This is a genomic window from bacterium SCSIO 12844, assembly GCA_024397935.1.
In the GTDB taxonomy this organism is placed as follows: domain Bacteria; phylum Pseudomonadota; class Gammaproteobacteria; order Francisellales; family Francisellaceae; genus M0027.
The window spans coordinates 867786-886329 of record CP073743.1 but is presented as its reverse complement, the minus strand read 5'-3'; the positions used below and the strand labels follow the sequence as shown (position 1 = coordinate 886329).

Sequence of the window (18544 nt, the reverse complement as noted above, 5' to 3'; positions counted from 1 at the left end):
AGTGAAGCCGTCTTTAATGCTGAAACCATCTCTGGCACTTATGGTGACTTAACCATCGAAGCGGATGGTGACTGGTCTTATTCGGCTGATAACTCTCAATCTGCGATTCAGGCTTTAGGTGACGGCGGAGACCTTACTGATACAATTACTGTAACTTCAGATGATGGTACAACCCAAGATATTACCATTACCATTACAGGTACTAATGATGAGCCTACCATTGGTGGCGATACTCAGGCTCTGTGACTGAAGATGCAGCGGCTACTTTAACCACTTCTGGTACATTAACGATTTCTGATACCGATACAGGTGAAGCTGTCTTTAATGCTGAAACCATCTCTGGTACTTATGGTGACTTTAACCATTGAAGCGGATGGTGACTGGAGCTATTCTGCTTGATAACTCTCAATCTGCCATTCAAGCTTTAGGTAAGGCGATACCCTTACTGATACAATTACTGTAACTTCAGATGATGTACAACCCAAGATATTACCATTACCATTACAGGTACTAATGATGATCCTACCATTGGTGGCGACACACAACTGGTGCGTAACCGAAGATGCAGCGGCTACTTTAACCACTCTGGTACATTAACGATTTCTGATACCGATACAGGTGAAGCCGTCTTTAATGCTGAAACCATCTCTGGCACTTATGGTGACTTAACCATCGAAGCGGATGGTGACTGGAGCTATTCTGCTGATAACTCTCAATCTGCCATTCAGGCTTTAGGTGACGGCGATACCCTTACTGATACAATTACTGTAACTTCAGATGATGGTACCCAAGATATTACCATTACCATTACAGGTACTAATGATGACCCTACCATTGGTGGCGATACCTCAGGCTCTGTGACTGAAGATGCAGCAGCTACTTTAACCACTTCTGGTACATTAACGATTTCTGATACCGATACAGTGAAGCCGTCTTTAATGCTGAAACCATCTCTGGCACTTATGGTGACTTAACCATCGAAGCGGATGGTGACTGGAGCTATTCTGCTGATAACTCTCAATCTGCCATTCAGGCTTTAGGTGACGGCGATACCCTTACTGATACAATTACTGTAACTTCAGATGATGGTACAACCCAAGATATTACCATTACCATTACAGGTACTAATGATGATCCTACCATTGGTGGCGACACAACTGGTGCGTAACCGAAGATGCAGCAGCTACTTTAACCACTTCTGGTACATTAACGATTTCTGATACCGATACAGGTGAAGCCGTCTTTAATGCTGAAACATCTCTGGCACTTATGGTGACTTAACCATCGAGCGGATGGTGACTGGAGCTATTCTGCTGATATAGTCAATCTGCGATTCAGGCTTTAGGTGACGGTGATACCCTTACTGATACAATTACGGTAACTTCAGATGATGGTACAACCCAAGATATTACCATTACCATTACAGGTACTAATGATGACCCTACCATTGGTGGCGATACGTCAGGCTCTGTGACTGAAGATGCAGCAGCTACTTTAACCACTTCTGGTACATTAACGATTTCTGATACCGATACAGGTGAAGCCGTCTTTAATGCTGAAACCATCTCTGGTACTTATGGTGACTTAACATCGAAGCGGATGGTGACTGGAGCTATTCTGCTGATAACTCTCAATCTGCCATTCAAGCTTTAGGTGACGGCGATACCCTTACTGATACAATTACTGTAACTTCAGATGATGGTACAACCCAAGATATTACCATTACCATTACAGGTACTAATGATGATCCCACCATTGGTGGTGATACAAACGGTAGCGTAACCGAAGATGCAGCAGCTACTTTAACCACTTCTGGTACATTAACGATTTCTGATACCGATACAGGTGAAGCTGTCTTTAATGCTGAAACCATCTCTGGTACTTATGGTGACTTAACCATCGAAGCGGATGGTGACTGGAGCTATTCTGCTGATAACTCTCAATCTGCATTCAGCTTTAGGTGACGGTGACACCCTTACTGATACGATTACTGTAACTTCAGATGATGGTACAACCCAAGATATTACCATTACCATTACAGGTACTAATGATGAGCCTACCATTGGTGGCGATACCTCAGGCTCTGTGACTGAAGATGCAGCGGCTACTTTAACCACTTCTGGTACATTAACGATTTCTGATACCGATACAGGTGAAGCCCGTCTTTAATGCTGAAACCATCTCTGGTACTATGGTGACTTAACCATCGAAGCGGATGGTGACTGGTCTATTCTGCTGATAAATCTCAATCTGCGATTCAAGCTTTAGGTGACGGCGATACCCTTACTGATACAATTACTGTAACTTCAGATGATGGTACAACCCAAGATATTACCATTACCATTACAGGTACTAATGATGATCCTACCATTGGTGGTGACAACGGTAGCGTAACCGAAGATGCAGCAGCTACTTTAACCACTTCTGGTACATTAACGATTTCTGATACCGATACAGGTGAAGCTGTCTTTAATGCTGAAACCATCTCTGGCACTTATGGTGACTTAACCATCGAAGCGGATGGTGACTGGAGCTATTCTGCTGATAATAGCTCAATCTGCAATCAAGCTTAGGCGCGGCGATACCTTACTGATACAATTACGGTAACTTCAGATGATGGTACAACCCAAGATATTACCATTACCATTACAGGTACTAATGATGATCCTACCATTGGTGGCGACACAACTGGTGGCGTAACCGAAGATGCAGCAGCTACTTTAACCACTTCTGGTACATTAACGATTTCTGATACCGATACAGGTGAAGCTGTCTTTAATGCTGAAACCATCTCTGGTACTTATGGTGACTTAACCATCGAAGCGGATGGTGACTGGAGCTATTCTGCTGATAACTCTCAATCTGCCATTCAGGCTTTAGGTGACGGTGATACCCTTACTGATACAATTACTGTAACTTCAGATGATGGTACAACCCAAGATATTACCATTACCATTACAGGTACTAATGATGACCCTACCATTGTGGCGACACAACTGGTGGCGTAACGAAGATGCAGCGGCTACTTTAACCACTTCTGGTACATTAACGATTTCTGATACCGATACAGGTGAAGCTGTCTTTAATGCTGAAACCATCTCTGGTACTTATGGTGACTTAACCATCGAAGCGGATGGTGACTGAGCTATTCTGCTGATAACTCTCAATCTGCGATTCAGGCTTTAGGTGACGGTGACACCCTTACTGATACGATTACTGTAACTTCAGATGATGTACAACCCAAGATATTACCATTACCATTACAGGTACTAATGATGACCCATTGGTGCGATACCTCAGGCTCTGTGACTGAAGATGCAGCGGCTACTTTAACCACTTCTGGTACATTAACGATTTCTGATACCGATACAGGTGAAGCCGTCTTTAATGCTGAAACCATCTCTGGTACCTATGGTGACTTAACTATCGAAGCGGATGGTGACTGGTCTTATTCTGCTGATAATAGTCAATCTGCGATTCAAGCTTTAGGTGACGGCGATACCCTTACCGATACAATTACGTTACTTCAGATGATGGTACAACCAAGATATTACCATTACCATTACAGGTACTAATGATGATCCTACCATTGGTGGTGATACAACCGGTAGCGTGACGAAGATGCAGCAGCTACTTTAACCACTTCTGGTACATTAACGATTTCTGATACCGATACAGGTGAAGCTGTCTTTAATGCTGAAACCATCTCTGGCACTTATGGTGACTTAACCATCGAAGCGGATGGTGACTGGAGCTATTCTGCCGATAATCTCAATCTGCATCAGGCTTTAGGCGCGGCGATACCTTACTGATACAATTACGGTAACTTCAGATGATGGTACAACCCAAGATATTACCATTACCATTACAGGTACTAATGATGATCCTACCATTGGTGGCGACACAACTGGTGGCGTAACGAAGATGCAGCAGCTACTTTAACCACTTCTGGTACATTAACGATTTCTGATACCGATACAGGTGAAGCTGTCTTTAATGCTGAAACCATCTCTGGTACTTATGGTGACTTAACCATTGAAGCGGATGGTGACTGGAGCTATTCTGCTGATAACTCTCAATCTGCCATTCCAGGCTTTAGGTGACGGTGATACCCTTACTGATACAATTACTGTAACTTCAGATGATGGTACAACCAAGATATTACCATTACCATTACAGGTACTAATGATGATCCTACCATTGGTGGCGACACAACTGGTGGCGTAACCGAAGATGCAGCAGCTACTTTAACCACTTCTGGTACATTAACGATTTCTGATACCGATACAGGTGAAGCCGTCTTTAATGCTGAAACCATCTCTGGTACTTATGGTGACTTAACATCGAAGCGGATGGTGACTGGTCTTATTCGCTGTATAACTCTCAATCTGCGATTCAAGCTTTAGGTGACGGCGATACCCTTACTGATACAATTACGGTTACTTCAGATGATGGTACAACCAAGATATTACCATTACCATTACAGGTACTAATGATGATCCTACCATTGGTGGCGATACCTCAGGCTCTGTAACTGAAGATGCAGCTACTTTAACCACTTCTGGTACATTAACGATTTCTGATACCGATACAGGTGAAGCCGTCTTTAATGCTGAAACCATCTCTGGTACTTATGGTGACTTAACCATCGAAGCGGATGGTGACTGGTCTTATTCTGCTGATAACTCTCAATCTGCGATTCAGGCTTTAGGTGACGGCGATACCCTTACTGATACAATTACGGTTACTTCAGATGATGGTACAACCCAAGATATTACCATTACCATTACAGGTACTAATGATGACCTACCATTGGTGGCGATACAACTGGCTCTGACTGAAGATGCAGCGGCTACTTTAACCACTTCTGGTACATTAACGATTTCTGATACCGATACAGGTGAAGCTGTCTTTAATGCTGAAACCATCTCTGGTACTTATGGTGACTTAACATCGAAGCGGATGGTGACTGGAGCTATTCTGCTGATAACTCTCAATCTGCCATTCAGGCTTTAGGTGACGGTGATACCCTTACTGATACAATTACGGTAACTTCAGATGATGGTACAACCCAAGATATTACCATTACCATTACAGGTACTAATGATGATCCTACCATTGGTGGTGATACGTGGTGTAACTGAAGATGCAGCAGCTACTTTAACCACTTCTGGTACATTAACGATTTCTGATACCGATACAGGTGAAGCTGTCTTTAATGCTGAAACCATCTCTGGTACTTATGGTGACTTAACCATCGAAGCGGATGGTGACTGGAGCTATTCTGCTGATAATCTCAATCTGCATTCAGGCTTTAGGTGACGGCGATACCCTTACTGATACAATTACGGTAACTTCAGATGATGGTACAACCAAGATATTACCATTACCATTACAGGTACTAATGATGATGACCCTACCATTGGTGGATACGTCAGGCTCGTAACTGAAGATGCAGCGGCTACTTTAACCACTTCTGGTACATTAACGATTTCTGATACCGATACAGGTGAAGCTGTCTTTAATGCTGAAACCATCTCTGGTACTTATGGTGACTTAACATCGAAGCGGATGGTGACTGGTCTTATTCGGCTGATAACTCTCAATCTGCCATTCAAGCTTTAGGTGACGGTGATACCCTTACTGATACAATTACTGTAACTTCAGATGATGGTACAACCCAAGATATTACCATTACCATTACAGGTACTAATGATGATCCTACCATTGGTGGTGATACAACGGTAACCGAAGATGCAGCGGCTACTTTAACCACTTCTGGTACATTAACGATTTCTGATACCGATACAGGTGAAGCTGTCTTTAATGCTGAAACCATCTCTGGTACTTATGGTGACTTAACATCGAAGCGGATGGTGACTGGAGCTATTCTGCGATAACTCTCAATCTGCCATTCAAGCTTTAGGTGACGGCGATACCCTTACTGATACAATTACGGTAACTTCAGATGATGGTACAACCCAAGATATTACCATTACCATTACAGGTACTAATGATGATCCTACCATTGTGGCGACACAACTGGTGGCGTAACCGAAGATGCAGCAGCTACTTTAACCACTTCTGGTACATTAACGATTTCTGATACCGATACAGGTGAAGCCGTCTTTAATGCTGAAACCATCTCTGGTACTTATGGTGACTTAACTATCGAAGCGGATGGTGACTGGAGCTTATTCTGCTGATAACTCTCAATCTGCGATTCAAGCTTTAGGTGACGGCGACCCTTACTGATACAATTACGGTAACTTCAGATGATGGTACAACCAAGATATTACCATTACCATTACAGGTACTAATGATGATCCTACCATTGGTGGTGATACCTCAGGCTCTGTGACTGAAGATGCAGCGGCTACTTTAACCACTTCTGGTACATTAACGATTTCTGATACCGATACAGGTGAAGCGTCTTTAATGCTGAAACCATCTCTGGTACTTATGGTGACTTAACCATCGAAGCGGATGGTGACTGGTCTTATTCTGCTGATAACTCTCAATCTGCGATTCAGGCTTTAGGTGACGGCGATACCCTTACTGATACAATTACTGTAACTTCAGATGATGGTACAACCCAAGATATTACCATTACCATTACAGGTACTAATGATGATCCTACCATTTGGTGGTGATACAACTGGCTCTGTAACTGAAGATGCAGCGGCTACTTTAACCACTTCTGGTACATTAACGATTTCTGATACCGATACAGGTGAAGCCGTCTTTAATGCTGAAACCATCTCTGGTACTTATGGTGACTTAACATCGAAGCGGATGGTGACTGGTCTTATTCTGCTGATAACTCTCAATCTGCCATTCAGGCTTTAGGTGACGGCGATACCCTTACTGATACAATTACTGTAACTTCAGATGATGGTACAACCAAGATATTACCATTACCATTACAGGTACTAATGATGATCCTACCATTGTGGCGACACAACTGGTGGCGTAACTGAAGATGCAGCGGCTACTTTAACCACTTCTGGTACATTAACGATTTCTGATACCGATACAGGTGAAGCTGTCTTTAATGCTGAAACCATCTCTGGTACTTATGGTGACTTAACATCGAAGCGGATGGTGACTGGAGCTATTCTGCTGATAACTCTCAATCTGCATTCAGGCTTTAGGTGACGGTGATACCCTTACTGATACAATTACTGTAACTTCAGATGATGGTACAACCCAAGATATTACCATTACCATTACAGGTACTAATGATGACCCTACCATTGGTGGCGATACGTCAGGCTCGTGACTGAAGATGCAGCGGCTACTTTAACCACTTCTGGTACATTAACGATTTCTGATACCGATACAGGTGAAGCTGTCTTTAATGCTGAAACCATCTCTGGTACTTATGGTGACTTAACCATCGAAGCGGATGGTGACTGGTCTTATTCTGCTGATAACTCTCAATCTGCATTCAGGCTTTAGGTGACGGCGATACCCTTACTGATACAATTACTGTAACTTCAGATGATGGTACAACCCAAGATATTACCATTACCATTACAGGTACTAATGATGATCCTACCATTGGTGGCGATACTCAGGCTCTGTAACTGAAGATGCAGCAGCTACTTTAACCACTTCTGGTACATTAACGATTTCTGATACCGATACAGGTGAAGCCGTCTTTAATGCTGAAACCATCTCTGGTACTTATGGTGACTTAACATCGAAGCGGATGGTGACTGGTCTATTCTGCTGATAACTCTCAATCTGCCATTCAGGCTTTAGGTGACGGTGATACCCTTACTGATACAATTACGGTAACTTCAGATGATGGTACAACCCAAGATATTACCATTACCATTACAGGTACTAATGATGATCCTACCATTGGTGGCGACACAACTGTGCGTAACGAAGATGCAGCAGCTACTTTAACCACTTCTGGTACATTAACGATTTCTGATACCGATACAGGTGAAGCTGTCTTTAATGCTGAAACCATCTCTGGTACTTATGGTGACTTAACCATCGAAGCGGATGGTGACTGAGCTATTCTGCTGATAACTCTCAATCTGCCATTCAAGCTTTAGGGACGGCGATACCCTTACTGATACAATTACGGTAACTTCAGATGATGGTACAACCCAAGATATTACCATTACCATTACAGGTACTAATGATGATCCTACCATTGGTGGCGACACAGGCTCGTAACTGAAGATGCAGCAGCTACTTTAACCACTTCTGGTACATTAACGATTTCTGATACCGATACAGGTGAAGCCGTCTTTAATGCTGAAACCATCTCTGGTACTTATGGTGACTTAACCATCGAAGCGGATGGTGACTGGTCTTATTCTGCTGATAACTCTCAATCTGCCATTCAGGCTTTAGGTGACGGTGATACCCTTACTGATACAATTACTGTAACTTCAGATGATGGTACAACCCAAGATATTACCATTACCATTACAGGTACTAATGATGATCCTACCATTGGTGGCGACACAACTGGTGGCGTGACTGAAGATGCAGCAGCTACTTTAACCACTTCTGGTACATTAACGATTTCTGATACCGATACAGGTGAAGCTGTCTTTAATGCTGAAACCATCTCTGGTACTTATGGTGACTTAACCATCGAAGCGGATGGTGACTGGAGCTATTCTGCTGATAACTCTCAATCTGCATTCAGGCTTTAGGTGACGGTGATACCCTTACTGATACAATTACGGTAACTTCAGATGATGGTACAACCCAAGATATTACCATTACCATTACAGGTACTAATGATGACCCTACCATTGGTGGCGATACAACTGGCTCGTGACTGAAGATGCAGCAGCTACTTTAACCACTTCTGGTACATTAACGATTTCTGATACCGATACAGGTGAAGCCGTCTTTAATGCTGAAACCATCTCTGGTACTTATGGTGACTTAACATCGAAGCGGATGGTGACTGGAGCTATTCCTGATAACTCTCAATCTGCCATTCAAGCTTTAGGTGACGGCGATACCCTTACTGATACAATTACTGTAACTTCAGATGATGGTACAACCCAAGATATTACCATTACCATTACAGGTACTAATGATGATCCTACCATTGGTGGTGATACAACTGGTCGTAACTGAAGATGCAGCAGCTACTTTAACCACTTCTGGTACATTAACGATTTCTGATACCGATACAGGTGAAGCTGTCTTTAATGCTGAAACCATCTCTGGTACTTATGGTGACTTAACCATCGAAGCGGATGGTGACTGAGCTATTCTGCTGATAACTCTCAATCTGCGATTCAGGCTTTAGGTGACGGTGATACCCTTACTGATACAATTACTGTAACTTCAGATGATGGTACAACCCAAGATATTACCATTACCATTACAGGTACTAATGATGATCCTACCATTGGTGGCGATACCTGGCTCTGTAACTGAAGATGCAGCGGCTACTTTAACCACTTCTGGTACATTAACGATTTCTGATACCGATACAGGTGAAGCGTTTAATGCTGAAACCATCTCTGGTACTTATGGTGACTTAACCATCGAAGCGGATGGTGACTGGTCTTATTCTGCTGATAACTCTCAATCTGCATTCAGGCTTTAGGTGACGGCGATACCCTTACTGATACAATTACTGTACTTCAGATGATGGTACAACCCAAGATATTACCATTACCATTACAGGTACTAATGATGATCCTACCATTGGTGGCGACACAAGGTGGCGTAACTGAAGATGCAGCAGCTACTTTAACCACTTCTGGTACATTAACGATTTCTGATACCGATACAGGTGAAGCTGTCTTTAATGCTGAAACCATCTCTGGTACTTATGGTGACTTAACCATCGAAGCGGATGGTGACTGGAGCTATTCTGCTGATAACTCTCAATCTGCCATTCAAGCTTTAGGTGACGGCGAACCCTTACTGATACAATTACTGTAACTTCAGATGATGGTACAACCCAAGATATTACCATTACCATTACAGGTACTAATGATGATCCTACCATTGGTGGCGACACAACTGGTGGCGTAACGAAGATGCAGCAGCTACTTTAACCACTTCTGGTACATTAACGATTTCTGATACCGATACAGGTGAAGCTGTCTTTAATGCTGAAACCATCTCTGGTACTTATGGTGACTTAACCATCGAAGCGGATGGTGACTGGAGCTATTCTGCTGATAACTCTCAATCTGCGATTCAGGCTTTAGGTGACGGTGATACCCTTACTGATACAATTACTGTAACTTCAGATGATGGTACAACCCAAGATATTACCATTACCATTACAGGTACTAATGATGATCCTACCATTGGTGGTGATACAACTGGGGTAACTGAAGATGCAGCAGCTACTTTAACCACTTCTGGTACATTAACGATTTCTGATACCGATACAGGTGAAGCGTCTTTAATGCTGAAACCATCTCTGGTACTTATGGTGACTTAACATCGAAGCGGATGGTGACTGGAGCTATTCTGCTGATAACTCTCAATCTGCGATTCAGGCTTTAGGTGACGGTGATACCCTTACTGATACAATTACTGTAACTTCAGATGATGGTACAACCCAAGATATTACCATTACCATTACAGGTACTAATGATGACCCTACCATTGGTGGCGATACCAGGCTCTGTAACCGAAGATGCAGCAGCTACTTTAACCACTTCTGGTACATTAACGATTTCTGATACCGATACAGGTGAAGCCGTCTTTAATGCTGAAACCATCTCTGGTACTTATGGTGACTTAACCATCGAAGCGGATGGTGACTGAGCTATTCTGCTGATAACTCTCAATCTGCATTCAGCTTTAGGTGACGGCGACACCTTACTGATACAATTACTGTAACTTCAGATGATGGTACAACCCAAGATATTACCATTACCATTACAGGTACTAATGATGACCTACCATTGGTGGCGACACAACTGGTGGTGACTGAAGATGCAGCGGCTACTTTAACCACTTCTGGTACATTAACGATTTCTGATACCGATACAGGTGAAGCTGTCTTTAATGCTGAAACCATCTCTGGTACTTATGGTGACTTAACCATCGAAGCGGATGGTGACTGGCTATTCTGCTGATAACTCTCAATCTGCGATTCAGGCTTTAGGTGACGGTGATACCCTTACTGATACAATTACTGTAACTTCAGATGATGGTACAACCCAAGATATTACCATTACCATTACAGGTACTAATGATGATCCTACCATTGGTGGCGATACACAACTGGTGCGTAACCGAAGATGCAGCAGCTACTTTAACCACTTCTGGTACATTAACGATTTCTGATACCGATACAGGTGAAGCTGTCTTTAATGCTGAAACCATCTCTGGTACTTATGGTGACTTAACCATCGAAGCGGATGGTGACTGGTCTTATTCTGCTGATAACTCTCAATCTGCCATTCAGGCTTTAGGTGACGGATACCCTTACTGATACAATTACTGTAACTTCAGATGATGGTACAACCCAAGATATTACCATTACCATTACAGGTACTAATGATGATCCTACCATTGGTGGCGACACAACTGGTGGCGTAACTGAAGATGCAGCGCTACTTTAACCACTTCTGGTACATTAACGATTTCTGATACCGATACAGGTGAAGCGTCTTTAATGCTGAAACCATCTCTGGTACTTATGGTGACTTAACCATCGAAGCGGATGGTGACTGGTCTTATTCTGCTGATAACTCTCAATCTGCCATTCAGCTTTAGGTGACGGTGATACCCTTACTGATACAATTACTGTAACTTCAGATGATGGTACAACCCAAGATATTACCATTACCATTACAGGTACTAATGATGATCCTACCATTGGTGGCGACACAACTGGTGGCGTAACCGAAGATGCAGCAGCTACTTTAACCACTTCTGGTACATTAACGATTTCTGATACCGATACAGGTGAAGCTGTCTTTAATGCTGAAACCATCTCTGGTACTTATGGTGACTTAACCATCGAAGCGGATGGTGACTGGAGCTATTCTGCTGATAACTCTCAATCTGCCATTCAAGCTTTAGGTGACGGCGATACCCTTACTGATACAATTACGGTAACTTCAGATGATGGTACAACCCAAGATATTACCATTACCATTACAGGTACTAATGATGATCCTACCATTGGTGGCGATACCTCAGGTCTGTACTGAAGATGCAGCGGCTACTTTAACCACTTCTGGTACATTAACGATTTCTGATACCGATACAGGTGAAGCCGTCTTTAATGCTGAAACCATCTCTGGTACTTATGGTGACTTAACCATCGAAGCGGATGGTGACTGGCTATTCTGCTGATAACTCTCAATCTGCGATTCAGGCTTTAGGTGACGGCGATACCCTTACTGATACAATTACTGTAACTTCAGATGATGGTACAACCCAAGATATTACCATTACCATTACAGGTACTAATGATGATCCTACCATTGGTGGCGATACAACTGGTGGCGTAACTGAAGATGCAGCAGCTACTTTAACCACTTCTGGTACATTAACGATTTCTGATACCGATACAGGTGAAGCTGTCTTTAATGCTGAAACCATCTCTGGTACTTATGGTGACTTAACCATCGAAGCGGATGGTGACTGGTCTTATTCTGCTGATAACTCTCAATCTGCCATTCAGGCTTTAGGTGACGGCGATACCCTTACTGATACAATTACGGTAACTTCAGATGATGGTACAACCCAAGATATTACCATTACCATTACAGGTACTAATGATGATCCTACCATTGGTGGCGACAATTACGGTAACTGGTCGTAACTGAAGATGCAGCAGCTACTTTAACCACTTCTGGTACATTAACGATTTCTGATACCGATACAGGTGAAGCTGTCTTTAATGCTGAAACCATCTCTGGTACTTATGGTGACTTAACCATCGAAGCGGATGGTGACTGGAGCTATTCTGCTGATAACTCTCAATCTGCTGATAATTCATCTGCCATTCAGCTTTAGGTGACGGGATACCCTTACTGATACAATTACTAATGATGTACTTCAGATGATGGTACAACCCAAGATATTACCATTACCATTACAGGTACTAATGATGATTCTGCTGATAACCTACCATTGGTGGATACCCTTACTGATACTGTAACTTCAGGCTCTAATGTAACTGAAGATGCAGCGGCTACTTTAACCACTTCTGGTACATTAACGATTTCTGATACCGATACAGGCTGAAGCTGTCTTTAATGCTGAAACCATCTCTGACGGCGGATACTTATGGTGACTTAACCATCGAAGCGGATGGTGACTGGTCTTATTCTGCTGATAACTCTCAATCTGCATTCAGCTTTAGGTGACGGTGACGGCGATACCCTTACTGATACAATTACTGTAACTTCAGATGATGGTACAACCCAAGATATTACCATTACCATTACAGGTACTAATGATGATCCTACCATTGGTGGCGACACAACTGGTGGCGTAACCGAAGATGCAGCAGCTACTTTAACCACTTCTGGTACATTAACGATTTCTGATACCGATACAGGTGAAGCTGTCTTTAATGCTGAAACCATCTCTGGTACTTATGGTGACTTAACCATCGAAGCGGATGGTGACTGGTCTTATTCTGCTGATAACTCTCAATCTGCCATTCAGGCTTTAGGTGACGGCGATACTGATACCTTACTGATACAATTACATTGGTAACTTCAGATGATGGTACAATTTCTGATACCAAGATATTACCATTACCATTACAGGTACTAATGATGACCCCTACCATTGGTGGCGATACAACCATTACAGGTGATGACCTACCGTAACTGAAGATGCAGCGGCTACTTTAACCACTTCTGGTACATTAACGATTTCTGATACCGATACAGGTGAAGCTGTCTTTAATGCTGAAACCATCTCTGGTACTTATGGTGACTTAACCATCGAAGCGGATGGTGACTGGCTACTTTATTCTGCTGATAAGCTGTCTCAATCTGCATTCATCGAAGCTTTAGGTGATTCAGGCGGCGATACCCTTACTGATACAATTACATTGGTAACTTCAGATGATGGTACAACCCAAGATATTACCATTACCATTACAGGTACTAATGATGATACCCCTACCATTGGTGGCGATTACATTACAGGTACGTGATCCTACTGAAGATGCAGCGGCTACTTTAACCACTTCTGGTACATTAACGATTTCTGATACCGATACAGGTGAAGCTGTCTTTAATGCTGAAACCATCTCTGGTACTTATGGTGACTTAACCATCGAAGCGGATGGTGACTGGTCTTATTCTGGCTGATAACTCTCAATCTGCCATTCAGGCTTTAGGTGACGGTGATACCCTTACTGATACAATTACTGTAACTTCAGATGATGGTACAACCCAAGATATTACCATTACCATTACAGGTACTAATGATGATCCTACCATTGGTGGTGATACAACTGGGCGTAACCGAAGATGCAGCAGCTACTTTAACCACTTCTGGTACATTAACGATTTCTGATACCGATACAGGTGAAGCTGTCTTTAATGCTGAAACCATCTCTGGTACTTATGGTGACTTAACCATCGAAGCGGATGGTGACTGGAGCTATTCTGCTGATAACTCTCAATCTGCATTCAGGCTTTAGGTGACGGTGATACCCTTACTGATACAATTACTGTAACTTCAGATGATGGTACAACCCAAGATATTACCATTACCATTACAGGTACTAATGATGACCCTACCATTGGTGGCGATACAGGCTCTGTGACTGAAGATGCAGCGGCTACTTTAACCACTTCTGGTACATTAACGATTTCTGATACCGATACAGGTGAAGCTGTCTTTAATGCTGAAACCATCTCTGGTACTTATGGTGACTTAACATCGAAGCGGATGGTGACTGGCTATTCTGCTGATAACTCTCAATCTGCATTCAGCTTTAGGTGACGGCGATACCCTTACTGATACAATTACTGTAACTTCAGATGATGGTACACCAAGATATTACCATTACCATTACAGGTACTAATGATGACCTACCATTGGTGGCGACACAACTGGTGGCGTAACTGAAGATGCAGCGGCTACTTTAACCACTTCTGGTACATTAACGATTTCTGATACCGATACAGGTGAAGCTGTCTTTAATGCTGAAACCATCTCTGGTACTTATGGTGACTTAACCATCGAAGCGGATGGTGACTGGAGCTATTCTGCTGATAACTCTCAATCTGCCATTCAAGCTTTAGGTGACGGCGATACCCTTACTGATACAATTACTGTAACTTCAGATGATGGTACAACCCAAGATATTACCATTACCATTACAGGTACTAATGATGATCCTACCATTGGTGGCGACACAACTGGTGGCGTAACGAAGATGCAGCAGCTACTTTAACCACTTCTGGTACATTAACGATTTCTGATACCGATACAGGTGAAGCGTCTTTAATGCTGAAACCATCTCTGGTACTTATGGTGACTTAACCATCGAAGCGGATGGTGACTGGTCTTATTCTGCTGATAACTCTCAATCTGCATTCAGCTTTAGGTGACGGCGATACCCTTACTGATACAATTACTGTAACTTCAGATGATGGTACAACCAAGATATTACCATTACCATTACAGGTACTAATGATGATCCTACCATTGGTGGTGATACGTCAGGTCTGTAACTGAAGATGCAGCAGCTACTTTAACCACTTCTGGTACATTAACGATTTCTGATACCGATACAGGTGAAGCTGTCTTTAATGCTGAAACCATCTCTGGTACTTATGGTGACTTAACATCGAAGCGGATGGTGACTGGTCTTATTCTGCTGATAACTCTCAATCTGCCATTCAGGCTTTAGGTGACGGATACCCTTACTGATACAATTACGGTACTTCAGATGATGGTACAACCCAAGATATTACCATTACCATTACAGGTACTAATGATGACCCTACCATTGGTGTGATACGGTGGCTGTAACTGAAGATGCAGCGGCTACTTTAACCACTTCTGGTACATTAACGATTTCTGATACCGATACAGGTGAAGCCGTCTTTAATGCTGAAACCATCTCTGGTACTTATGGTGACTTAACCATCGAAGCGGATGGTGACTGGTCTTATTCGGCTGATAACTCTCAATCTGCGATTCAGGCTTTAGGTGACGGCGAACCCTTACTGATACAATTACTGTAACTTCAGATGATGGTACAACCCAAGATATTACCATTACCATTACAGGTACTAATGATGATCCTACCATTGGTGGCGACACAACTGGTGGCGTAACCGAAGATGCAGCAGCTACTTTAACCACTTCTGGTACATTAACGATTTCTGATACCGATACAGGTGAAGCTGTCTTTAATGCTGAAACCATCTCTGGTACTTATGGTGACTTAACCATCGAAGCGGATGGTGACTGGAGCTATTCTGCTGATAACTCTCAATCTGCCATTCAGGCTTTAGGTGACGGTGACACCCTTACTGATACAATTACTGTAACTTCAGATGATGGTACAACCCAAGATATTACCATTACCATTACAGGTACTAATGATGACCCTACCATTGGTGGCGATACCTCAGGCTCTGTGACTGAAGATGCAGCGGCTACTTTAACCACTTCTGGTACATTAACGATTTCTGATACCGATACAGGTGAAGCCGTCTTTAATGCTGAAACCATCTCTGGCACTTATGGTGACTTAACCATCGAAGCGGATGGTGACTGGTCTTATTCGGCTGATAACTCTCAATCTGCCATTCAGGCTTTAGGTGACGGCGATACCCTTACTGATACAATTACTGTAACTTCAGATGATGGTACAACCCAAGATATTACCATTACCATTACAGGTACTAATGATGATCCTACCATTGGTGGCGACACAACTGGTGGCGTAACCGAAGATGCAGCAGCTACTTTAACCACTTCTGGTACATTAACGATTTCTGATACCGATACAGGTGAAGCCCTCTTTAATGCTGAAACCATCTCTGGCACTTATGGTGACTTAACCATCGAAGCGGATGGTGACTGGAGCTATTCTGCTGATAACTCTCAATCTGCGATTCAGGCTTTAGGTGACGGTGATACCCTTACTGATACGATTACTGTAACTTCAGATGATGGTACAACCCAAGATATTACCATTACCATTACAGGTACTAATGATGATCCTACCATTGGTGGCGACACAACTGGTGGCGTAACGAAGATGCAGCAGCTACTTTAACCACTTCTGGTACATTAACGATTTCTGATACCGATACAGGTGAAGCCGTCTTTAATGCTGAAACCATCTCTGGCACTTATGGTGACTTAACCATCGAAGCGGATGGTGACTGGAGCTATTCTGCCGATAATAGCCAATCTGCAATACAAGCCTTAGGCGCTGGCGACACCCTTACTGATACAATTACGGTAACTTCAGATGATGGTACAACCCAAGATATTACCATTACCATTACAGGTACTAATGATGATCCTACCATTGGTGGTGATACGTCAGGCTCTGTAACTGAAGATGCAGCAGCTACTTTAACCACTTCTGGTACATTAACGATTTCTGATACCGATACAGGTGAAGCCGTCTTTAATGCTGAAACCATCTCTGGCACCTACGGTGACTTAACCATCGAAGCGGATGGTGACTGGTCTTATTCGGCTGATAACTCTCAATCTGCCATTCAGGCTTTAGGTGACGGTGATACCCTTACTGATACAATTACTGTAACTTCAGATGATGGTACAACCAAGATATTACCATTACCATTACAGGTACTAATGATGATCCTACATTGGTGGCGACACAACTGGTGGCGTGACTGAAGATGCAGCAGCTACTTTAACCACTTCTGGTACATTAACGATTTCTGATACCGATACAGGTGAAGCTGTCTTTAATGCTGAAACCATCTCTGGTACTTATGGTGACTTAACCATTGAAGCGGATGGTGACTGGAGCTATTCTGCTGATAATAGTCAATCTGCGATTCAGGCTTTAGGTGACGGTGATACCCTTACTGATACGATTACGGTAACTTCAGATGATGGTACAACCCAAGATATTACCATTACCATTACAGGTACTAATGATGACCCTACCATTGGTGGCGATACGTCAGGCTCTGTGACTGAAGATGCAGCAGCTACTTTAACCACTTCTGGTACATTAACGATTTCTGATACGATACAGGTGAAGCCGTCTTTAATGCTGAAACCATCTCTGGTACTTATGGTGACTTAACTATCGAAGCGGATGGTGACTGGAGCTATTCTGCCGATAACTCTCAATCTGCCATTCAAGCTTTAGGTGACGGCGAGACCCTTACTGATACAATTACTGTAACTTCAGATGATGGTACAACCCAAGATATTACCATTACCATTACAGGTACTAATGATGATCCCACCATTGGTGGTGATACAACCGGTAGCGTAACCGAAGATGCAGCAGCTACTTTAACCACTTCTGGTAGCTTAACCATTTCTGATACCGATACAGGTGAAGCTGTCTTTAATGCTGAAACCATCTCTGGTACTT

68 protein-coding genes and 4 pseudogenes are annotated in these 18544 nt (G+C 42.9%); 70 read left to right on the top strand and 2 right to left on the bottom strand.

The window, feature by feature from the left end; genetic code table 11:
* Window positions 1-27: 27 nt before the first annotated feature.
* From KFE69_04445 to KFE69_04360, 18 genes and pseudogenes are all read left to right on the top strand, one after another.
* Entirely contained in the window at window positions 28-246 is a 219-nt protein-coding gene (locus KFE69_04445; GenBank protein UTW44005.1) for a VCBS domain-containing protein, read from the top strand.
* The gene (locus KFE69_04440; protein ID UTW43352.1) at window positions 243-368 is read left to right on the top strand and encodes a VCBS domain-containing protein; all 126 of its coding nucleotides are present in this window, start codon (window positions 243-245) and stop codon (window positions 366-368) included. The genes KFE69_04445 and KFE69_04440 overlap by 4 nt, the downstream gene beginning before the upstream one ends.
* Before the next feature lie 120 nt (window positions 369-488).
* Window positions 489-974 (top strand): VCBS domain-containing protein, encoded by a 486-nt coding sequence (locus KFE69_04435; GenBank protein ID UTW44004.1) that lies wholly within the window; start codon window positions 489-491, stop codon window positions 972-974.
* Window positions 950-1168: a VCBS domain-containing protein gene (locus KFE69_04430; protein UTW44003.1), complete on the top strand. Its 219-nt coding sequence runs from the start codon at window positions 950-952 to the stop codon at window positions 1166-1168. The genes KFE69_04435 and KFE69_04430 overlap by 25 nt, the downstream gene beginning before the upstream one ends.
* 164 nt (window positions 1169-1332) lie before the next feature.
* Window positions 1333-1653 (top strand): VCBS domain-containing protein, encoded by a 321-nt coding sequence (locus tag KFE69_04425; GenBank protein UTW44002.1) that lies wholly within the window; start codon window positions 1333-1335, stop codon window positions 1651-1653.
* Window positions 1590-1964, top strand: coding sequence for a VCBS domain-containing protein (locus tag KFE69_04420; protein ID UTW44001.1), 375 nt, complete (start codon window positions 1590-1592; stop codon window positions 1962-1964). Before KFE69_04425 ends, KFE69_04420 begins: the two co-directional genes overlap by 64 nt.
* Window positions 1909-2169, top strand: a complete 261-nt coding sequence (locus KFE69_04415) for a VCBS domain-containing protein (protein ID UTW43351.1) — start codon at window positions 1909-1911, stop codon at window positions 2167-2169. The genes KFE69_04420 and KFE69_04415 overlap by 56 nt, the downstream gene beginning before the upstream one ends.
* A gap of 53 nt (window positions 2170-2222) precedes the next feature.
* Window positions 2223-2573, top strand: coding sequence for a VCBS domain-containing protein (locus KFE69_04410; GenBank protein ID UTW44000.1), 351 nt, complete (start codon window positions 2223-2225; stop codon window positions 2571-2573).
* Between the two features lie 24 nt (window positions 2574-2597).
* Complete coding sequence (locus tag KFE69_04405; GenBank protein ID UTW43999.1) at window positions 2598-3008, top strand: VCBS domain-containing protein; 411 nt, start codon at window positions 2598-2600, stop codon at window positions 3006-3008.
* Window positions 2971-3144: a VCBS domain-containing protein gene (locus tag KFE69_04400; protein ID UTW43350.1), complete on the top strand. Its 174-nt coding sequence runs from the start codon at window positions 2971-2973 to the stop codon at window positions 3142-3144. The genes KFE69_04405 and KFE69_04400 overlap by 38 nt, the downstream gene beginning before the upstream one ends.
* A pseudogene (locus KFE69_04395) lies at window positions 3141-3236 on the top strand (VCBS domain-containing protein). Before KFE69_04400 ends, KFE69_04395 begins: the two are co-directional and overlap by 4 nt.
* Window positions 3237-3275: 39 nt before the next feature.
* Window positions 3276-3575 carry a VCBS domain-containing protein gene (locus KFE69_04390; GenBank protein ID UTW43349.1) on the top strand — a complete coding sequence of 100 codons (300 nt, stop codon included), beginning with the start codon at window positions 3276-3278 and terminating at the stop codon, window positions 3573-3575.
* Window positions 3550-3639, top strand: a complete 90-nt coding sequence (locus tag KFE69_04385; GenBank protein UTW43998.1) for a VCBS domain-containing protein — start codon at window positions 3550-3552, stop codon at window positions 3637-3639. Before KFE69_04390 ends, KFE69_04385 begins: the two co-directional genes overlap by 26 nt.
* A 20-nt stretch (window positions 3640-3659) precedes the next feature.
* Window positions 3660-3812 (top strand): VCBS domain-containing protein, encoded by a 153-nt coding sequence (locus KFE69_04380; protein UTW43997.1) that lies wholly within the window; start codon window positions 3660-3662, stop codon window positions 3810-3812.
* A 4-nt stretch (window positions 3813-3816) separates the two neighbouring features.
* A complete protein-coding gene (locus tag KFE69_04375; protein UTW43996.1) occupies window positions 3817-3942 on the top strand; it encodes a VCBS domain-containing protein in 126 nt (41 codons plus the stop codon).
* A 20-nt stretch (window positions 3943-3962) separates the two neighbouring features.
* Window positions 3963-4103: a VCBS domain-containing protein gene (locus KFE69_04370; protein UTW43995.1), complete on the top strand. Its 141-nt coding sequence runs from the start codon at window positions 3963-3965 to the stop codon at window positions 4101-4103.
* Window positions 4036-4227 carry a VCBS domain-containing protein gene (locus KFE69_04365; GenBank protein UTW43348.1) on the top strand — a complete coding sequence of 64 codons (192 nt, stop codon included), beginning with the start codon at window positions 4036-4038 and terminating at the stop codon, window positions 4225-4227. Before KFE69_04370 ends, KFE69_04365 begins: the two co-directional genes overlap by 68 nt.
* Window positions 4161-4406 (top strand): VCBS domain-containing protein, encoded by a 246-nt coding sequence (locus tag KFE69_04360; protein ID UTW43994.1) that lies wholly within the window; start codon window positions 4161-4163, stop codon window positions 4404-4406. Before KFE69_04365 ends, KFE69_04360 begins: the two co-directional genes overlap by 67 nt.
* Before the next feature lie 33 nt (window positions 4407-4439).
* Here KFE69_04360 and KFE69_04355 read toward each other — a convergent pair whose 3' ends face one another.
* The gene (locus KFE69_04355; protein ID UTW43347.1) at window positions 4440-4622 is read right to left on the bottom strand and encodes a hypothetical protein; all 183 of its coding nucleotides are present in this window, start codon (window positions 4620-4622) and stop codon (window positions 4440-4442) included.
* Window positions 4623-4815: 193 nt separating this feature from the next.
* Between KFE69_04355 and KFE69_04350 the strand changes: the two genes are divergently transcribed.
* From KFE69_04350 to KFE69_04095, 52 genes and pseudogenes are all read left to right on the top strand, one after another.
* Window positions 4816-5016 carry a VCBS domain-containing protein gene (locus KFE69_04350; protein UTW43346.1) on the top strand — a complete coding sequence of 67 codons (201 nt, stop codon included), beginning with the start codon at window positions 4816-4818 and terminating at the stop codon, window positions 5014-5016.
* A complete protein-coding gene (locus KFE69_04345; GenBank protein UTW43993.1) occupies window positions 4953-5144 on the top strand; it encodes a VCBS domain-containing protein in 192 nt (63 codons plus the stop codon). The genes KFE69_04350 and KFE69_04345 overlap by 64 nt, the downstream gene beginning before the upstream one ends.
* Entirely contained in the window at window positions 5107-5322 is a 216-nt protein-coding gene (locus tag KFE69_04340; protein UTW43345.1) for a VCBS domain-containing protein, read from the top strand. Before KFE69_04345 ends, KFE69_04340 begins: the two co-directional genes overlap by 38 nt.
* Entirely contained in the window at window positions 5270-5446 is a 177-nt protein-coding gene (locus tag KFE69_04335; GenBank protein ID UTW43344.1) for a VCBS domain-containing protein, read from the top strand. Before KFE69_04340 ends, KFE69_04335 begins: the two co-directional genes overlap by 53 nt.
* Window positions 5380-5625 (top strand): VCBS domain-containing protein, encoded by a 246-nt coding sequence (locus KFE69_04330; GenBank protein UTW43992.1) that lies wholly within the window; start codon window positions 5380-5382, stop codon window positions 5623-5625. Before KFE69_04335 ends, KFE69_04330 begins: the two co-directional genes overlap by 67 nt.
* Window positions 5562-5900: a VCBS domain-containing protein gene (locus tag KFE69_04325; GenBank protein UTW43990.1), complete on the top strand. Its 339-nt coding sequence runs from the start codon at window positions 5562-5564 to the stop codon at window positions 5898-5900. The genes KFE69_04330 and KFE69_04325 overlap by 64 nt, the downstream gene beginning before the upstream one ends.
* On the top strand, window positions 5881-6054 hold the full coding sequence (locus KFE69_04320; protein ID UTW43991.1) for a VCBS domain-containing protein: 174 nt from the start codon (window positions 5881-5883) through the stop codon (window positions 6052-6054). The genes KFE69_04325 and KFE69_04320 overlap by 20 nt, the downstream gene beginning before the upstream one ends.
* A pseudogene (locus KFE69_04315) lies at window positions 6036-6206 on the top strand (VCBS domain-containing protein). Before KFE69_04320 ends, KFE69_04315 begins: the two are co-directional and overlap by 19 nt.
* 88 nt (window positions 6207-6294) lie before the next feature.
* A complete protein-coding gene (locus KFE69_04310; GenBank protein ID UTW43985.1) occupies window positions 6295-6474 on the top strand; it encodes a VCBS domain-containing protein in 180 nt (59 codons plus the stop codon).
* On the top strand, window positions 6450-6653 hold the full coding sequence (locus KFE69_04305) for a VCBS domain-containing protein (protein UTW43984.1): 204 nt from the start codon (window positions 6450-6452) through the stop codon (window positions 6651-6653). Before KFE69_04310 ends, KFE69_04305 begins: the two co-directional genes overlap by 25 nt.
* Window positions 6631-6849 carry a VCBS domain-containing protein gene (locus KFE69_04300; protein ID UTW43343.1) on the top strand — a complete coding sequence of 73 codons (219 nt, stop codon included), beginning with the start codon at window positions 6631-6633 and terminating at the stop codon, window positions 6847-6849. The genes KFE69_04305 and KFE69_04300 overlap by 23 nt, the downstream gene beginning before the upstream one ends.
* Window positions 6786-6980, top strand: coding sequence for a VCBS domain-containing protein (locus KFE69_04295; protein UTW43989.1), 195 nt, complete (start codon window positions 6786-6788; stop codon window positions 6978-6980). The genes KFE69_04300 and KFE69_04295 overlap by 64 nt, the downstream gene beginning before the upstream one ends.
* A gap of 40 nt (window positions 6981-7020) precedes the next feature.
* Window positions 7021-7158, top strand: a complete 138-nt coding sequence (locus KFE69_04290; protein UTW43988.1) for a hypothetical protein — start codon at window positions 7021-7023, stop codon at window positions 7156-7158.
* Window positions 7136-7282, top strand: a complete 147-nt coding sequence (locus KFE69_04285; protein UTW43987.1) for a VCBS domain-containing protein — start codon at window positions 7136-7138, stop codon at window positions 7280-7282. Before KFE69_04290 ends, KFE69_04285 begins: the two co-directional genes overlap by 23 nt.
* On the top strand, window positions 7279-7461 hold the full coding sequence (locus KFE69_04280) for a VCBS domain-containing protein (protein UTW43342.1): 183 nt from the start codon (window positions 7279-7281) through the stop codon (window positions 7459-7461). The genes KFE69_04285 and KFE69_04280 overlap by 4 nt, the downstream gene beginning before the upstream one ends.
* Complete coding sequence (locus KFE69_04275; protein UTW43986.1) at window positions 7443-7589, top strand: VCBS domain-containing protein; 147 nt, start codon at window positions 7443-7445, stop codon at window positions 7587-7589. The genes KFE69_04280 and KFE69_04275 overlap by 19 nt, the downstream gene beginning before the upstream one ends.
* Window positions 7590-7633: 44 nt before the next feature.
* Window positions 7634-7738: a hypothetical protein gene (locus KFE69_04270; protein UTW43983.1), complete on the top strand. Its 105-nt coding sequence runs from the start codon at window positions 7634-7636 to the stop codon at window positions 7736-7738.
* The gene (locus KFE69_04265; GenBank protein UTW43982.1) at window positions 7722-8030 is read left to right on the top strand and encodes a VCBS domain-containing protein; all 309 of its coding nucleotides are present in this window, start codon (window positions 7722-7724) and stop codon (window positions 8028-8030) included. Before KFE69_04270 ends, KFE69_04265 begins: the two co-directional genes overlap by 17 nt.
* A 22-nt stretch (window positions 8031-8052) precedes the next feature.
* Complete coding sequence (locus KFE69_04260; GenBank protein UTW43981.1) at window positions 8053-8196, top strand: VCBS domain-containing protein; 144 nt, start codon at window positions 8053-8055, stop codon at window positions 8194-8196.
* Window positions 8193-8684, top strand: a pseudogene (locus tag KFE69_04255) (VCBS domain-containing protein). Before KFE69_04260 ends, KFE69_04255 begins: the two are co-directional and overlap by 4 nt.
* Window positions 8666-8812: a VCBS domain-containing protein gene (locus KFE69_04250; GenBank protein UTW43980.1), complete on the top strand. Its 147-nt coding sequence runs from the start codon at window positions 8666-8668 to the stop codon at window positions 8810-8812. The pseudogene KFE69_04255 and the gene KFE69_04250 overlap by 19 nt, the downstream one beginning before the upstream one ends.
* The gene (locus KFE69_04245) at window positions 8809-9120 is read left to right on the top strand and encodes a VCBS domain-containing protein (GenBank protein UTW43341.1); all 312 of its coding nucleotides are present in this window, start codon (window positions 8809-8811) and stop codon (window positions 9118-9120) included. The genes KFE69_04250 and KFE69_04245 overlap by 4 nt, the downstream gene beginning before the upstream one ends.
* The gene (locus KFE69_04240; GenBank protein ID UTW43340.1) at window positions 9080-9253 is read left to right on the top strand and encodes a VCBS domain-containing protein; all 174 of its coding nucleotides are present in this window, start codon (window positions 9080-9082) and stop codon (window positions 9251-9253) included. Before KFE69_04245 ends, KFE69_04240 begins: the two co-directional genes overlap by 41 nt.
* Window positions 9250-9426 (top strand): VCBS domain-containing protein, encoded by a 177-nt coding sequence (locus KFE69_04235; protein UTW43979.1) that lies wholly within the window; start codon window positions 9250-9252, stop codon window positions 9424-9426. The genes KFE69_04240 and KFE69_04235 overlap by 4 nt, the downstream gene beginning before the upstream one ends.
* The gene (locus KFE69_04230) at window positions 9386-9598 is read left to right on the top strand and encodes a VCBS domain-containing protein (GenBank protein UTW43339.1); all 213 of its coding nucleotides are present in this window, start codon (window positions 9386-9388) and stop codon (window positions 9596-9598) included. The genes KFE69_04235 and KFE69_04230 overlap by 41 nt, the downstream gene beginning before the upstream one ends.
* 41 nt (window positions 9599-9639) lie before the next feature.
* Entirely contained in the window at window positions 9640-9939 is a 300-nt protein-coding gene (locus tag KFE69_04225; protein UTW43338.1) for a VCBS domain-containing protein, read from the top strand.
* Window positions 9930-10055 (top strand): VCBS domain-containing protein, encoded by a 126-nt coding sequence (locus KFE69_04220; GenBank protein ID UTW43978.1) that lies wholly within the window; start codon window positions 9930-9932, stop codon window positions 10053-10055. The genes KFE69_04225 and KFE69_04220 overlap by 10 nt, the downstream gene beginning before the upstream one ends.
* 20 nt (window positions 10056-10075) lie before the next feature.
* Complete coding sequence (locus tag KFE69_04215; GenBank protein ID UTW43976.1) at window positions 10076-10450, top strand: VCBS domain-containing protein; 375 nt, start codon at window positions 10076-10078, stop codon at window positions 10448-10450.
* 1 nt (window position 10451) lies between these two features.
* Window positions 10452-10694, top strand: coding sequence for a VCBS domain-containing protein (locus KFE69_04210; protein ID UTW43977.1), 243 nt, complete (start codon window positions 10452-10454; stop codon window positions 10692-10694).
* Between the two features lie 150 nt (window positions 10695-10844).
* On the top strand, window positions 10845-11093 hold the full coding sequence (locus KFE69_04205; GenBank protein ID UTW43975.1) for a VCBS domain-containing protein: 249 nt from the start codon (window positions 10845-10847) through the stop codon (window positions 11091-11093).
* Window positions 11071-11304, top strand: a complete 234-nt coding sequence (locus KFE69_04200) for a VCBS domain-containing protein (GenBank protein ID UTW43337.1) — start codon at window positions 11071-11073, stop codon at window positions 11302-11304. Before KFE69_04205 ends, KFE69_04200 begins: the two co-directional genes overlap by 23 nt.
* Entirely contained in the window at window positions 11213-11452 is a 240-nt protein-coding gene (locus tag KFE69_04195; protein UTW43336.1) for a VCBS domain-containing protein, read from the top strand. The genes KFE69_04200 and KFE69_04195 overlap by 92 nt, the downstream gene beginning before the upstream one ends.
* Window positions 11433-11582 carry a VCBS domain-containing protein gene (locus tag KFE69_04190; GenBank protein ID UTW43335.1) on the top strand — a complete coding sequence of 50 codons (150 nt, stop codon included), beginning with the start codon at window positions 11433-11435 and terminating at the stop codon, window positions 11580-11582. Before KFE69_04195 ends, KFE69_04190 begins: the two co-directional genes overlap by 20 nt.
* 64 nt (window positions 11583-11646) lie before the next feature.
* Window positions 11647-11736, top strand: coding sequence for a VCBS domain-containing protein (locus tag KFE69_04185; GenBank protein ID UTW43974.1), 90 nt, complete (start codon window positions 11647-11649; stop codon window positions 11734-11736).
* The gene (locus KFE69_04180; GenBank protein UTW43973.1) at window positions 11718-12176 is read left to right on the top strand and encodes a VCBS domain-containing protein; all 459 of its coding nucleotides are present in this window, start codon (window positions 11718-11720) and stop codon (window positions 12174-12176) included. The genes KFE69_04185 and KFE69_04180 overlap by 19 nt, the downstream gene beginning before the upstream one ends.
* Window positions 12136-12321: a VCBS domain-containing protein gene (locus tag KFE69_04175; protein ID UTW43334.1), complete on the top strand. Its 186-nt coding sequence runs from the start codon at window positions 12136-12138 to the stop codon at window positions 12319-12321. Before KFE69_04180 ends, KFE69_04175 begins: the two co-directional genes overlap by 41 nt.
* Complete coding sequence (locus KFE69_04170; GenBank protein ID UTW43333.1) at window positions 12299-12793, top strand: VCBS domain-containing protein; 495 nt, start codon at window positions 12299-12301, stop codon at window positions 12791-12793. Before KFE69_04175 ends, KFE69_04170 begins: the two co-directional genes overlap by 23 nt.
* Complete coding sequence (locus KFE69_04165) at window positions 12784-12987, top strand: VCBS domain-containing protein (GenBank protein UTW43972.1); 204 nt, start codon at window positions 12784-12786, stop codon at window positions 12985-12987. The genes KFE69_04170 and KFE69_04165 overlap by 10 nt, the downstream gene beginning before the upstream one ends.
* Window positions 12988-13284: 297 nt before the next feature.
* Complete coding sequence (locus KFE69_04160) at window positions 13285-13695, top strand: VCBS domain-containing protein (protein UTW43332.1); 411 nt, start codon at window positions 13285-13287, stop codon at window positions 13693-13695.
* Between the two features lie 160 nt (window positions 13696-13855).
* Entirely contained in the window at window positions 13856-14143 is a 288-nt protein-coding gene (locus KFE69_04155; GenBank protein UTW43971.1) for a VCBS domain-containing protein, read from the top strand.
* Window positions 14100-14300, top strand: a complete 201-nt coding sequence (locus tag KFE69_04150; GenBank protein ID UTW43331.1) for a VCBS domain-containing protein — start codon at window positions 14100-14102, stop codon at window positions 14298-14300. The genes KFE69_04155 and KFE69_04150 overlap by 44 nt, the downstream gene beginning before the upstream one ends.
* On the top strand, window positions 14275-14508 hold the full coding sequence (locus KFE69_04145; protein UTW43330.1) for a VCBS domain-containing protein: 234 nt from the start codon (window positions 14275-14277) through the stop codon (window positions 14506-14508). The genes KFE69_04150 and KFE69_04145 overlap by 26 nt, the downstream gene beginning before the upstream one ends.
* Window positions 14435-14635 carry a VCBS domain-containing protein gene (locus KFE69_04140; protein ID UTW43329.1) on the top strand — a complete coding sequence of 67 codons (201 nt, stop codon included), beginning with the start codon at window positions 14435-14437 and terminating at the stop codon, window positions 14633-14635. Before KFE69_04145 ends, KFE69_04140 begins: the two co-directional genes overlap by 74 nt.
* Window positions 14617-14940, top strand: coding sequence for a VCBS domain-containing protein (locus KFE69_04135; GenBank protein ID UTW43970.1), 324 nt, complete (start codon window positions 14617-14619; stop codon window positions 14938-14940). The genes KFE69_04140 and KFE69_04135 overlap by 19 nt, the downstream gene beginning before the upstream one ends.
* Window positions 14941-15034: 94 nt before the next feature.
* Entirely contained in the window at window positions 15035-15394 is a 360-nt protein-coding gene (locus KFE69_04130; protein UTW43969.1) for a VCBS domain-containing protein, read from the top strand.
* A gap of 101 nt (window positions 15395-15495) precedes the next feature.
* Entirely contained in the window at window positions 15496-15678 is a 183-nt protein-coding gene (locus KFE69_04125) for a VCBS domain-containing protein (GenBank protein UTW43328.1), read from the top strand.
* 40 nt (window positions 15679-15718) lie between these two features.
* Window positions 15719-15853, top strand: coding sequence for a hypothetical protein (locus tag KFE69_04120; protein UTW43968.1), 135 nt, complete (start codon window positions 15719-15721; stop codon window positions 15851-15853).
* Window positions 15854-15885: 32 nt separating this feature from the next.
* Window positions 15886-15975, top strand: a pseudogene (locus KFE69_04115) (VCBS domain-containing protein).
* On the top strand, window positions 15966-16190 hold the full coding sequence (locus tag KFE69_04110) for a VCBS domain-containing protein (protein UTW43327.1): 225 nt from the start codon (window positions 15966-15968) through the stop codon (window positions 16188-16190). The pseudogene KFE69_04115 and the gene KFE69_04110 overlap by 10 nt, the downstream one beginning before the upstream one ends.
* Complete coding sequence (locus KFE69_04105; GenBank protein UTW43966.1) at window positions 16181-17233, top strand: VCBS domain-containing protein; 1053 nt, start codon at window positions 16181-16183, stop codon at window positions 17231-17233. Before KFE69_04110 ends, KFE69_04105 begins: the two co-directional genes overlap by 10 nt.
* Before the next feature lie 20 nt (window positions 17234-17253).
* Window positions 17254-17829, top strand: a complete 576-nt coding sequence (locus KFE69_04100; GenBank protein ID UTW43967.1) for a VCBS domain-containing protein — start codon at window positions 17254-17256, stop codon at window positions 17827-17829.
* On the top strand, window positions 17822-18247 hold the full coding sequence (locus KFE69_04095) for a VCBS domain-containing protein (GenBank protein UTW43326.1): 426 nt from the start codon (window positions 17822-17824) through the stop codon (window positions 18245-18247). The genes KFE69_04100 and KFE69_04095 overlap by 8 nt, the downstream gene beginning before the upstream one ends.
* A gap of 55 nt (window positions 18248-18302) precedes the next feature.
* Here the strand turns inward: KFE69_04095 and KFE69_04090 are convergent, their stop codons facing one another.
* Window positions 18303-18533 carry a hypothetical protein gene (locus KFE69_04090; protein UTW43325.1) on the bottom strand — a complete coding sequence of 77 codons (231 nt, stop codon included), beginning with the start codon at window positions 18531-18533 and terminating at the stop codon, window positions 18303-18305.
* Window positions 18534-18544 lie beyond the last annotated feature (11 nt).